The organism is Pedobacter nyackensis (assembly GCF_900176505.1).
In the GTDB taxonomy this organism is placed as follows: domain Bacteria; phylum Bacteroidota; class Bacteroidia; order Sphingobacteriales; family Sphingobacteriaceae; genus Pedobacter; species Pedobacter nyackensis.
The window spans coordinates 1-12,559 of the sequence record NZ_FWYB01000020.1; the positions used below are offsets into that span (position 1 = coordinate 1).

General features: G+C 38.8%; 8 protein-coding genes. 4 read left to right on the forward strand and 4 right to left on the reverse strand.

What is annotated here, in order from left to right:
- From B9A18_RS23045 to B9A18_RS23055, 3 genes are all read left to right on the forward strand, one after another.
- A partial coding sequence (locus B9A18_RS23045) for a DUF7507 domain-containing protein (RefSeq protein WP_144009598.1) occupies positions 1-2,694 on the forward strand: 2,694 nt, incomplete at its 5' end.
- 6 nt (positions 2,695-2,700) lie between these two features.
- Positions 2,701-3,696, forward strand: a complete 996-nt coding sequence (locus B9A18_RS23050) for a PorP/SprF family type IX secretion system membrane protein (protein WP_235005422.1) — start codon at positions 2,701-2,703, stop codon at positions 3,694-3,696.
- 112 nt (positions 3,697-3,808) lie between these two features.
- Positions 3,809-4,660 carry an energy transducer TonB gene (locus B9A18_RS23055; RefSeq protein WP_235005423.1) on the forward strand — a complete coding sequence of 284 codons (852 nt, stop codon included), beginning with the start codon at positions 3,809-3,811 and terminating at the stop codon, positions 4,658-4,660.
- A gap of 70 nt (positions 4,661-4,730) precedes the next feature.
- Here the strand turns inward: B9A18_RS23055 and B9A18_RS23060 are convergent, their stop codons facing one another.
- Positions 4,731-5,348 carry an NAD(P)H-dependent oxidoreductase gene (locus B9A18_RS23060; protein ID WP_084291981.1) on the reverse strand — a complete coding sequence of 206 codons (618 nt, stop codon included), beginning with the start codon at positions 5,346-5,348 and terminating at the stop codon, positions 4,731-4,733.
- Positions 5,349-5,443: 95 nt separating this feature from the next.
- Between B9A18_RS23060 and B9A18_RS23065 the strand changes: the two genes are divergently transcribed.
- Positions 5,444-6,340 (forward strand): LysR family transcriptional regulator, encoded by an 897-nt coding sequence (locus B9A18_RS23065; RefSeq protein WP_084291983.1) that lies wholly within the window; start codon positions 5,444-5,446, stop codon positions 6,338-6,340.
- Between the two features lie 52 nt (positions 6,341-6,392).
- Here B9A18_RS23065 and B9A18_RS23070 read toward each other — a convergent pair whose 3' ends face one another.
- From B9A18_RS23070 to yidC, 3 genes are all read right to left on the reverse strand, one after another.
- Positions 6,393-7,664 carry a nucleoside recognition domain-containing protein gene (locus B9A18_RS23070; RefSeq protein ID WP_084291985.1) on the reverse strand — a complete coding sequence of 424 codons (1,272 nt, stop codon included), beginning with the start codon at positions 7,662-7,664 and terminating at the stop codon, positions 6,393-6,395.
- A 62-nt stretch (positions 7,665-7,726) separates the two neighbouring features.
- The gene (locus B9A18_RS23075) at positions 7,727-10,579 is read right to left on the reverse strand and encodes an alpha/beta hydrolase family protein (protein WP_084291987.1); all 2,853 of its coding nucleotides are present in this window, start codon (positions 10,577-10,579) and stop codon (positions 7,727-7,729) included.
- 174 nt (positions 10,580-10,753) lie between these two features.
- On the reverse strand, positions 10,754-12,553 hold the full coding sequence (gene yidC, locus B9A18_RS23080; protein ID WP_084291989.1) for a membrane protein insertase YidC: 1,800 nt from the start codon (positions 12,551-12,553) through the stop codon (positions 10,754-10,756).
- Positions 12,554-12,559 lie beyond the last annotated feature (6 nt).

Consider the following 12,559-nt stretch of genomic DNA (forward strand, 5'->3'; position numbering starts at 1 on the left):
GGTGGTTCAGTAATATTAACATCAGATGCTCCGGCAGGTAACCAGTGGTACCTGAACGGAAATGCTATAGCAGGTGCAATAGCCCCAACATATATGGCAATTGCAAGCGGTAAATATACAGTGGTGGTAACCAATTCAGAGGGTTGTTTTAGCTCTGTATCCAACGAAATAGTAGTAATAGTAAACCCGCTACCTCCGGTTCCAACAATCATCGTTGATGCAGATAAACTGATTTTCTGCGAAGGCGGCTCAGTAATATTAACCTCATCATCAGCTACGGGTAACCAATGGTACAAAAACGGTCAGATCATTCCAGGTGAAACCAATAAAACCTATACAACAAACAAAGCTGGTACCTATACGGTTAAAGTCACCAATGCTAGCGGTTGTTTCCTTGAATCTGCGAGCAAAGAAGTTGTAGTGCACGCATTACCTGTTGTTCCAACTATCATCGTTGATGCAGATCAGTTGATCTTCTGTAAAGGTGGCTCAGTAGTGTTGACTTCATCATCTGAAACAGGCAACCAATGGTACAAAAACGGTCTGATCATTCCAGGAGAAACAAACAAAATCTATACAACAAATGAAGCCGGAACCTATACTATTAGAGTAACCAATGAGAACGGTTGTTATGTAGTATCTGCAAGTGTACAAGTGATTGTTCATAGTTTACCACCTACACCAACAGTAGTGGTAGATGCCGATAAACTTAATTTCTGCGTAGGTAGTTCAGTAATCTTAACTTCATCAGCTGCAAGCGGTAACCAATGGTATAAAGATGGTCAGATCATTCCTGGGGCTATCAATAAAACCTACACAGCTACAATGAGCGGTCAGTATATGGTTATTGTAACCAATACAAATGGTTGCAGTAGTTCGCCGTCTCAGTCTGTTCAGGTGACCGCAGTTCCTTACCCTGAAGTGCCAGAAATTACACCTGGTGGTAGGACAACTTTCTGTGAAGGAGGTTATGTAATGCTTACCTCATCATCACCATCAGGTAACCAATGGTACAAAAATGGAGTGCTGATACCTGGTGCTACCAACCAAACATTTAACGTAAACCAAATAGGAGATTATACAGTTAAAGTAACCAACACTACAGGTTGTGCAAGTGGCATTTCTGCTTTAACTAATGTGACGGTAAATAGAGTACCTAAAGGTTATAATGATGCGATTAATTCACTTAGCTGCATACAATCTTCATTCAGTTATAACTTGCAAAGCAATGTTGATAATACTGGAAAAGGAGGTAACGCTGTCCCTGCATACTTTACCTGGACAGTAAACAAAACAGCGATAACAGGCGCAAGCAGCGGATCAGGGAAAATCATCAATGGTACGTTAATCAATACCTCTACAACGGCGCAAAATGTTGTCTACACAGTAACACCAAGAGCCGAAACGGGTGGTTGTGCCGGGCAGCCATTTACGATTACTGTAAGTGTACCGGTTTGTTTGGATATTGCGATCAGCAAAATAGCAGACAAGAGTTCTATCTCAGCCGTAGGTGATAAAATAAAATACACCATTACCGTATATAATAACGGAAATGCCCACCACAATCAGATTAAGTTAAATGATCCACTTCTGGGCGGAATACTTAATCAGCCAAAAGGAGATAACGGTAACGGAATCCTGGAGAAAGATGAGTCCTGGGTATATGAAGGTGTATATACCATTAGTCAGAACGACCTTGATAAGAATGGAATTCCAACAAGCAATTCAGGTAAAGTTGTAAATACTGCTACGGTAAGTTCTGTAGAATATCCAATGACTAAATCTGCCACTGCGGAAGTATTAGTACAGACCAATCCTGCAATAGTATTGGTTAAATCAGGTGTGCTGAACCGTGGGTTTAAAACAGTTACCTATACCTTCAAAATTACCAATAAAGGAAATGTTACACTTCAAGACCTTGTGTTGTCAGATCCGAAATTCCAGGGACCAATTACGCTTAAGCAAACTACTCTTGCTCCCGGAGCAACTACTATTGTTACTGTAGAATATACTCCTACACAGGCTGAGAAGGTAGCAGGATCGATCACAAATATTGCAAAGGTGGACGGTTTTACAATGCAAGGAGTAAAGGTTACAGATATCTCAGGAACGGCTGAAAATAATGATGATCCAACGATAACTGATATCACCAGATATCCAATAGCAATTGATGATTTTGCTTCAACTAAAGCAGAGGAAGAGGTCGAAGTACCGATTGTAAATAACGATCGTCCGGCATTATTCCCATTAAATGTAGCTACAATAGACGTGAAGATGCAGCCTGCTAACGGAAAGCTATTAGTCGCAAAAGATGGAAAGGTTAGCTACAGACCGAATAAAGGGTTTTACGGGACAGAAAGGTTTACTTATAAAATTGATGACTCAAATGGTCTGCCTTCAAATATTGCTGAGGTAAGAATCGATGTCGCACCACCACCTCTGGATATTCCAAATACGTTTACTCCTAACGGAGATGGTAAGAACGATACATTCCTGATTACTGGAATGGAAAACTATGAGGCTGTAGGTATTTTTATTTATAACCGCTGGGGTGATGAGGTATATAGAAACAGTAATTATAGAAATGAGTGGGATGGTAAGGGCTTAAACGATGGGACTTATTTCTACGTGTTGAAATTGAAAAAAGGAAAAACAGAAGAGACTCGTCGAAGCTGGGTACTTTTAAAAAGATAATATTTAATGATGAAACCTGTAAAATATTTGTTCGTTCTCCTTGTTCTTCTCTGCTTATTTGCGGGGCGGTCTGGCGCGCAGCAGAATATTCAGTTTTCTCAATATGTATTTAACAGCTTAAGCGTAAATCCTGCCTATGCGGGATACAAGGAAGAATGGTTTGCACAACTGGCTTTACGTTCGCAATGGATGGGGGTAGAAGGAGCGCCCAAAACAGGGGCTATCTCTATCGATGGAATAGTGGACCCGAGAGATAGGAAAATGGGCCTTGGCTTTCAGGTCGTGTCGGATAAAATAGGCCCCCAATTTACCACGTCTGTAACCGCAAACTATGCTTACCGTTTGCAACTGAATGCTGATGATACTCAAAGGTTAAGTTTTGGAATAGGAGTGGGCGTAGTGCAATATAACTTAAGCGGAGATATGATACATACTTCGGAAGGGGGCGACCAGGCTGTAGCGTTAGGTGATGAAAATAGACTAAAGCCCGACTTGCGTCTTGGTGTTTATTACAATTCTGATTTTTGGTATATGGGGCTTTCAGTGCTGGATGCGTTTTCCGGTTCAGAAGTTAGCATTTCAAGATCGCAGTCTTTTAATATCGCTCGAAGCAGACATGCTTACTTTATTGCAGGTAGTCTGGTTAATATTTCTCCGGATCTTAGAGTTAGGCCTAGTCTGATGGTTAAGGAAGACTTTAGAGGGCCAACAAGTGTAGACTTGAATGTGATGACTATATTCAATGATAAACTCTGGCTTGGGGCCTCCTATAGAACTGGCCTGGGTTTGTGGAAAAAGAATATTACTGAGCTTGATTTAGGTAAACAAAATTCTATATCTGCTATTGTACAGGTGTTTGTGAGCGAAAGATTCCGGATTGGATATTCCTACGATCATGTGACCAGTAAACTTGGAAGCAATAAAAATGGTTCTCATGAATTGACAATGGGCCTGACTTTTGGCCGAGTACCAAGATCCTTTATTTGTCCAAGGGTTTTTTAATTTAAATATTTCTTTATCCGGCTTATGGAAAGCCGAAGGAGTTCGCATCAATATTATAAATAAAGCATCAAGCCTTGTACAGAGAGGTCAATGAAGCTGAAACAATTGTATAATGTTAACTCTAAAATTTAAAGCAATGTTGGGTTCGAAAATCGATTTATTTGGCAATGAATGGCTTGATGTAGTATTTGATCAGAAAAACAAAAGTTATGGCGCTTACGCGCTTCGAAGGGACAGCTCATCGGATACGAGCAAAGCATTACTTATCGCGGGAAGTCTGTTTGTTCTTTTGTTCTTGTCTCCAAAAATCGCCAGCCTGATTAAAGGGAATGAAAACATTGAGACAGTGACCGAAAAGGTAACAACGATAACTGTACAGTCGCCACCACCTGTAAATCCGGAGACGCCACCACCGGCAGCAGTTGAACCACCACCAGCAAAACAGGCTCAGATCAAATTCCCACCGCCAATAGTGGTGGAGGACAGTAGGGTGATTGATACTGATCCTGTGCAAATAAAAGATCTGGCTACAAAAGATCCTGGGCAGAAGACAATTGAAGGCGATCCTGACGGTGTAGATGTGGTAATCAGTACTCCTGGAAAAGGGCCAGTCGGTGCGGTTGCCGTAGGTGATAACACAGTATATGATACCTTTGTAGGACTGGAGGTGCAACCCGATTTTCCCGGTGGAATGGATAAGTTTTATAAATACCTTTCGAAAGCGATAAGATATCCTGCAATGGCTCAGGAGAACAATATACAAGGTAAGGTTTACCTGTCATTCATTATCGAAAAAAACGGCTCCCTTACTGATATTAAAGTAGAAAGAAAACTTGGTTTTGGAACTGATGAGGAAGCTGTTAGGGTGTTGAATGCTAGTCCGAAGTGGATGCCTGGTATTCAGAATGGCACAGCAGTTCGTGTAAAGTATAACATACCAATTAATTTTTCATTGGGGCAGTAAGAGCTACCAACAATAAAAGTAAAATAGAATTGTTCGATTAAAAAAAATGCCCACTTAAAGCGGGCATTTTTTATGCTGATAATTCCATTTTATAATCTTCAATGAAGATTTTGTTTAAATGCTCTTCATAACGTTTAAGGTCTTTTATCACATCTGCATTTTTCTCTACATCATGGAAATGTATGCCTTCTAAGGGCTCCAGACCTGTAAAAGCGTTCATCCGGTGAAAGCCAAACATTGGTCCTTCATCTACACTTTTCTCGTTGAAAAACTCGCCCGGTAAAGTGAAAGCTTCTTTAGGTGCATTCCAGGAAGTGGTTAACATATACTTTTTACCATGCATCAAACCACCTGTCCCGTAATTGATGGTTGGATTGGCCGATGACCTGCCATCGCTATGGTAAATGCCGTTATTATGTCCTGCTGTGAAAACCAGATCTATATATTTTTTAAACTCATTAGGCAATTGAAACCACCATACCGGAGTGTGGTAAATAATCACATCAGCCCATTTATAGTTCTCTACTTCTTGTTTAATATCATATGGTGTGTTGATGTCGGTAGCGCGTACTTCAAATCCTTCATTATTATTGAAAAAGCTGATCGTTTTATCAGCTATGGTTTTGTTGAATTTACCGCCAGAATGGCCAAAAACCTGTCCTCCGTTTATTACAAATATTCTCTTCATCGTTTTATCTTATTAATAACAATACAAAGTTACTTTCATACTATGTATAATTATAATAGTTTAATTTATACTTTTGTATCATAATTATAATAGCTATGGTGAATCTAGAATGGTTCAGAACGTTTAAAGCGATTTATGAAACGGGCACGCTAACAGGTGCTGCCGACGCTTTATACATCTCTCAACCGGGGGTAAGTTTGCATTTAAGCTCATTGGAGGCTTATGTTGGTCATAAACTTTTCGATAGAACCTCGAGAAAGATGATCTCAACGGAAAGAGGGAAGATACTGTACAACTATATACTTGAAGCGTTAACCAAACTGGAAGAAGCGGAAAGGCATTTTCATAAAAGTGTAGAGAAGGATATTCCTACCATCAGCATAGGTATGTGTTTTGAGACGTTTCAATTTACACTGGAATCTTATTTACCCACTTTACCTTTTAATGTGATCATTAAGTTTGGAGAGTATCCACAAATGTTGAGTGATTTGAATAGTGGTATTCTCGACCTGATCATCACTCCTCAGAAAGGTGATTATAAGGGCTTATTCTACGAACCCTTCTTTAAAGAAAAGATTGTGTTGGTTTGTGGGAAAAACACGGAGACAGCAGGATTTGAAAAGCTCCTAAAGGAGGGGGATAGGGATGAGCAACTGGGCTGGTTAAAGCAGCAAACCTGGTATGGTACTACCGGAGATATGGAACATCAACGCAGGTTTTGGCATAATAACTTTGGCAAGCGTCCGGATTTTAAACCAAACTATATTGTACCCAATTTATGCTCGATCATCAGGTGTTTAAGTGCCGGTGACGGGATAGCAGTTATGCCTGATTTTTTATCAAAACGTGAATTGGATGCAGGCAACATTAAAGTCCTGTGGGAAGGAGATGTGCCCATTGAAAATACCCTATACTTTGGAACACGTAGAAAAACAATTTACGAAGAGCAGATAAAAACGGTTAAGGATATATTTTTGAAAGAAATGGTATGAGTTAATTAATAGGAGGAACAAAAAATGCCTCGTATTGATTGTGTCTTTTTAACTAGCCGAAGAACATATAACAAAGTGTGATTGCCGTGCAAACACCTACTAAATCTGCAAGTAACATCGCGCCAATTGCGTAACGCGTATTTTTAATATTTACAGATCCAAAATAAACTGCTATTACGTAAAAAGTAGTATCAGATGATCCCTGCAAAATACTGGATAACCTACCGGCAAAGGAATCGGCTCCATGCGTAGTAATGGTATCAACCATCATTCCTCTGGCACCACCACCACTTAATGGCCTGATCAAGGCTGTCGGAATACCATCAATAAATCGTGAGTCGACACCTAATGAGGTACAAATATGTTTCATGGCATTGATGATAATGTCAAATGTTCCGCTGGTACGCAATAAGCTGATAGCAATCAGCATCCCTACCAGATAGGGGATAATTCTTACCGCGGTTTCAAAACCACCTTTGGCTCCATCAATAAAGGCGTCAAATACATCAATGTTTTTGTATACGCCCCCCAATACAATCAGGAAAAATATGAGTAATAATAAACCATTACTCAAGATGCCTGAAAATGATTGCAGTTCGGCAGTGTTTAAAGTAACGAGGTATAATACCAATGTAGCAATTACAGCAGAAATGCCGAGCACCCAAGCCAAAATAGCCGGCTGAAATACATTGATTTTTTGTTTAAATGAAACGATTAACATGGCTGCTATGGTAGCAACAAATGTAGCGATCATGCAGGGAATAAAGATTTCGGTAGGATTGGCCGAATTTAAAGAAGCCCTGATGGCTATAATACTTACAGGAATTAAGGTAAGCCCTGATGCATGTAGACACAAAAACATGATTTGTGCGTTGGAAGCTACATCTTTACTTGGGTTAAGTTCCTGCAGACTCTCCATTGCTTTTAAACCAAATGGAGTGGCTGCATTATCGAGGCCTAAGAGATTGGCTGAAAAGTTCATCACCATATGCCCTGTAGCGGGGTGACCTTTCGGCACATCAGGGAATAATTTAGAGAAGAAAGGGCTGATGATTCTAGATAATAATCTGATACCACCAGCTCTTTCAGCTATGCTCATAAAACCCATAAACAGGGCCATAATTCCAATCAGTTTCAAGCATATATTTACGGCAGTCCAGCAGGTTTCAATAACCCCATCAACTTTTAAAGGATTGGCGGCATCATCTGCCTTACCAATGATCATCCAGTTAAAAATTTCACTTTGTCCAAAAAAGAAACATTTTATACTCGCTACCACAATTGCAATGAGTATAAAAGCAGACCAGATTCTACTTAATGCCATTAAAGATGATTTAGTTTAGGCCCTAAATTTAGAGTTTTGATTCTAATATCTCTATTTTAAATTTAAGGTTTTTCACCTGACAGGTCAAAACCCCAGGTTTTGCCTTTCTCAGTAGCAGGGATACCCTCAACCATCCATACCGGAGCTTTTGTATCCTTTAGGTAATAATCAAAAAACTGTTGCTCTCTGATCTGTATGTCTTTTCTGTTTTGACGCTGCATTAAATTATGTCCGTCGTTGTTGTAGTTTAACAACCATACTGGTTTACCTAATCTTCTTAAACCGGTAAACATTTCAATTCCCTGATACCATGGTACGGCTCCATCGGCATCATTAGCCATAACAACAACCGGAGTGTTTACCTTAGGGAAATGGAACAATGGTGAATTTTCTATATAAAGCTCCGGTTTTTCCCATAGGGTTGCACCAATACGACTCTGCGTTTTTTCGTACTGAAATTGTCTGTTCATTCCGCTTTCCCAACGCATACCACCATAAGCTGAGGTCATGTTTACTACTGGGGCACCTGCCCATGCAGCTGCATACATATTGGTTCTGGTAATTAAGTGGGCCACCTGATAACCGCCCCAACTTTGTCCCTGTATACCGATTTTAGCACCATTTACCCATGAGTTTCTCTTTAAATTTTCAACGCCTGAGTTGATGTATTCTTCCGCAGACTTGCCCGGATAGCCTGTCTCGTAGCTGATGTCTGGTGCAAATACCAGGTATTCGTTACTTACAAAAAACGGGATGTTTAATCTTGATGGAGTAGGTGCAGGGGCCTGGTAGCCGTAAAGTCCTTCTGATAGTTTCTCATAGAAATACACAATCATTGGGTATTTTTTTGCAGGATCGAAGTTTTCTGGCTTGTATAAGATGCCTTCAGCATTAAAGCCTTTAGGTGTTGTCCATTTTACCAGCTCAGCAGTCCCCCAATTGTAATTCTGTTGTTGAGGGTTAGTATTGCTGAGTTTTACCTGCGTTTTCATATCCGTTGATACATAAACATTAGGAGAGTTTACATAATTTCCCTTGTCAAAAATGAAACGCTCTGCGTCTTTAGCTTTAACAAGATCCGTGTAAGTCATCTTTTCCATGACTACAAGCTCTGGATTTTTACGGTCGCCAATGTTTTTTTTATACCAACCATGCTCTTTAGTGGCATTGTTAAAGGTATTTAACCAGATGGTTTCCTTCTTGCCTAAAAATTTGCTTTCAGGATCTAATTTTTCATAACGGAAAGTAAGCTTGTTTTGTCGGCCAAATCCATTAGTTATATTTTGAGCTGCAGTTTTGCCATCCGGAGAAAATTCCCAGATGTCGTAACGATCGTAAATCAATACCGCTTTATCATCTTCTACCCATGTTGCTAGTCCGTATGCTCCCGGATCATCAGGTACGTCATTTTCTTCATCAACAAACTTAACACTCATACCATTGTTCAAATGGGTAGTTTTTGCGGTAAGCACATTGAAAGTATACCAGTTCGAAGTTCTCTTGTCGAAATAAAGGATGTACTTTCCGGCAGGAGAGGTCATTACTGATCCGCTTAAGCGTTCAATAATCTTCTTTCTTGATCCTGTTTTTGTATCAACCAGGTAATAGTCTCTTAATGAACCACCAGCCCATTGCGACTGTAATCTGTTGCCATAATCAGTTGAGGCCAGTACGAAATTGGCATTTCCTTCATTTACGGGCATAGCATCCGGTAGTTTTACATCAGTTAAAGGGATGATTTTTGGATCGCTGCTAAATATTTCAATTGCAGATAGATATGATTTTTTAAGGTCTTTTTCCAGATTTTTTAATTGCATTGGCTGCAAGTAATCGTCTTTATAACTCCAGATATCAAGTTTGGCATTTTCAAAATCAACTAAAGTAGTGTCTTTAGGTGTTTTTACCGGAGCAATACCGAAGAACAGCTTGTTGCCATCTTTACTGAAAATTAGTTTGGCATCGCCATTAACAACCCATTTGGCGGGCATTCCAGTAATCCCATTGTCGACTAAAATCTGTGCGGTATCAAGGGTAGGAGAATTGTAATAAATGTTAAAATCTTTGATTTCCTGTTTCTCAGGGCTTTTTTCTCCTAAGAACACAAGGTATTCACCTTCCTCATTAAAAATGAAGTTTTTGAAGTTACCTTTTCCGTTAACCAATGTTTTTAGCGTTCCTTTTTCAGTATTGAAAAGAAACACGCCCATAGGGGCAGATTTTTCTTTCTTTGAACCAGAGCTTGCAAAAACCAGTTGTTTACCGTTTTTATTGAAGCTGTAGTCTGTTACAAATTTGAAAGTGCGTTCAGCTCCGGTAATTAAGTTCTTAAAAATCAGGTCTGTCCCTTCTGTTTTGCTTTTAGTGTCAAGCTCCTGAGCAAAAGTAATGGCACTATCTTCTTTTTTTTCTGGTGTTGGAGTTGTACCTGCAGATTTTGCTTTTTTAGCTGTATCTAATGGTTTGTCCAATAGATAAGCCATTACTGAAGCTCCATCTTCGGGCATTTTGTAAGATTTAACTCTAGCTACTTTAACAATGGCTGAATTGCCAAGGTTAGCAATACCTAATGAATCTTTTGTCATTTCCTCAGGCTTCTTCTTTTTAATCCTTGCCTCGCGAATATCCTTGTATAAGGGTTTAATGACAAAGGCAGCGTATTTTGAATCTTTACTGAACTGTAAATTTGTTCCTCTGGCCACATTTAGCTTCGTATTGGCCATCAGGTTGTTCAGGTATAACATTGCATCACCTTCCTGTTTATTTATGCTGTAAGCAACCCATAATCCATTATTGGATAGTTGCTTTGCACCAACAGCCTCCCAATTGTTGTAAACGCTATGGTCTAAAGGCTTTTTTTGTGCAAAACTTACGCTTGCAGGGAATAAAAGTAAAAGTGGAATCAGTTTTTTTAACATGTTTAATGATTGTGGTTTATGACCTTTTGAGTTCAATCTATAAAAATTGGAATTTTTATACAGATATCCTTATTTGTACGTCAAATTTTACAATGAATAGGTTATTTATGGATATAAAAAAGGGGCTGTATCAAGTTCATGATACAGCCCCTTTTAGTAAAATAGCTATTATGATTATTTATTCTTTTTTTGCTGTGCAGCAGTTTGTTGCTGTTGACGCATATAGTCTTCTAATTTGGCACTGAATCTTGATTTCTTTTTCTCTTCTGCAGGTTTAGTTTTGTTTTCCTGCAATGTTCTGTGAATCTTTTCATCATCAACCATTGTTTTGATCAGGAACTGTTGAGCAAATGTTAACATGTTCGCCAGGAAATAATAGTAGTTTAATCCTGATGGATAGCTGTTCAGTACACCTAAGAAAATGATTGGCATGATATAACCAATATATTTCATTTGTCCTGTTGCACCAGAGATCTGGTTGTTGAAATAAGTATAGATCAGTGTAGATATGGTCATCAACACACACATCAAACTCAAGTGATCACCAATAAGTGGAATGTTAAAGCCAAACTTGATGAAATCATCATAAGTAGAAAGATCTTTCATCCATAAGAATGATTCGCCTCTTAATTCAAATAAGTTAGGGAAGAAGAAGAAGAAAGCCATTACAAAAGGCAATTGCAGCAACATTGGCAAACAACCTCCTAATGGATTTACACCTACTTGTTTATAAAGTTTTAAGTACTCTTGTTGTAATAGTGTAGGATTATCTTCGCCAACTTTAGCTTTTATCTCATCCATTTCAGGCTTCAAAATTCTCATTTTGGCCATTGAAAGGTATGACTTGTAAGTTAAAGGCGACATAGCCACTTTTAGCATGATGGTTAAAAGCAGAATGATTAATCCGTAGTTCCAGCCAAAGCTTTCCAGGAACTTAAATACAGGCAAAACAATAAATCTGTTGATGTATTTAAGTGGCCAGTAGCCCATGTCTACTTGTTTTTCCAGTTCGAAGCCTTGTTCTTTTAAGGTGTCGAATTTATTGGTACCGAAATAGAAAGTCATGCCATAGCTTTGTGAAGCTAGTTGGTTAAAAGGCATGCTCATGTTAGCACCGTACCATTTAATTTTACCTGGTTCTGTAAGTACTTTAACTTCAAGATCACCTTTTTCAAACGCATCTTTAGGGATTAACGCTGCACTGAAAAATTGTTGTTTAAAGGAGAACCATTGGATTTTGCCTTCCTTAAGGTCTTCTTTAACATCTTTAGCAACACCTAAGTGATCAGGGTTTTTATCTACATATTTATAATATGGTGCAGCGTGTTCCTGTTCTTTTTTACTTGATTTTTCTTGTTCAAGTAAAGTTGCTTCCCAATTTAAAGTGATGGTATTGTTTTGAATAATCTGATTTAAACCATTAAGGTTCATGTTTAAACCTACCTGACTGCTATTTGGCTTCAGATCATATACATATTCAATGTATTTGTCTGCTGCATAATTAGCACGCATGCTGATGCTTCCTGCATTTTGTGTAGCTGTAAAATACAAATCATTTGTATTTACCATCTTACCACCAATGTTCAGGTTTAAACCAAATTTATTCTGATCGCCATCGAATAGAATAACCGGTTTTCCATTATAAGTGTTGTGCCCTTTAACTTGTACTGATAAAATTTTACCGCCTTTATTGCTGAAAGTCAGTTTTAATTTTTCATTTTCAAGCAGACTCGTTTGTACTGTTCCGCTAATGTTGCCACCAAAAGGTCCTTTTAATGCTGCTGAATCTACTACGGGTATTGGTGCAATGGTAGCTGCAGGGGTAGGAGCAACAACTCCGGTTTTTTCAAGTGAATCAGTTCTATGTTTTTCCTGAATTGATTTCATTTCAGCCTCGCTCGGCTTGAAAAAATAAAAAGAACCGGCTAAAACGATCATGATCAGGAATAATCCTGTAAACGTATTTCTATCCATTATTGT